Origin of the sequence: Staphylococcus arlettae, from assembly GCF_002902345.1 — a bacterium.
GTDB lineage: Bacteria > Bacillota > Bacilli > Staphylococcales > Staphylococcaceae > Staphylococcus > Staphylococcus arlettae.
In genome coordinates this window covers 38,798-39,236 of sequence record NZ_PPQB01000033.1, presented here as the reverse complement: position 1 = coordinate 39,236, position 439 = coordinate 38,798, and the positions used below count along the sequence as shown (strand labels likewise).

At 49.4% G+C, this 439-nt stretch carries 4 tRNA genes; all 4 read right to left on the bottom strand.

The window, feature by feature from the left end:
• Positions 1–63: 63 nt before the first annotated feature.
• The 4 genes from CD036_RS13000 to CD036_RS12985 all read right to left on the bottom strand — a co-directional run bounded on the left by CD036_RS13000 (position 64) and on the right by CD036_RS12985 (position 416).
• A tRNA-Ile gene (locus CD036_RS13000) sits at positions 64–137 on the bottom strand.
• Positions 138–162: 25 nt separating this feature from the next.
• Positions 163–236 (bottom strand) — tRNA-Met (locus tag CD036_RS12995).
• A gap of 17 nt (positions 237–253) precedes the next feature.
• Positions 254–329 (bottom strand) — tRNA-Ala (locus CD036_RS12990).
• Between the two features lie 13 nt (positions 330–342).
• Positions 343–416: transfer RNA gene (locus CD036_RS12985), tRNA-Pro, on the bottom strand.
• Positions 417–439: the final 23 nt, after the last annotated feature.

Sequence of the window (439 nt, the reverse complement as noted above, 5' to 3'; positions counted from 1 at the left end):
AGCCCCTGTCGGTTTTCAAGACCGATCCCTTCAGCCGGACTTGGGTATTCCTCCTTAATTATATGGACCTTGCAGGATTCGAACCTGCGACCGAACGGTTATGAGCCGTTAGCTCTGACCAACTGAGCTAAAGGTCCTAAATATAATTCAAAATAATAATAGTGGCGGTGGAGGGGATCGAACCCCCGACCTCACGGGTATGAACCGTACGCTCTAGCCAGCTGAGCTACACCGCCTTATTTATTTGTTTATATGGTGGAGACTAGCGGGATCGAACCGCTGACCTCCTGCGTGCAAAGCAGGCGCTCTCCCATCTGAGCTAAGCCCCCATTTTTAAAAGAGTCGGGAAGACAGGATTCGAACCTGCGACCCCTTGGTCCCAAACCAAGTGCTCTACCAAGCTGAGCTACTTCCCGTATATAGTTGTAAAATAATAATG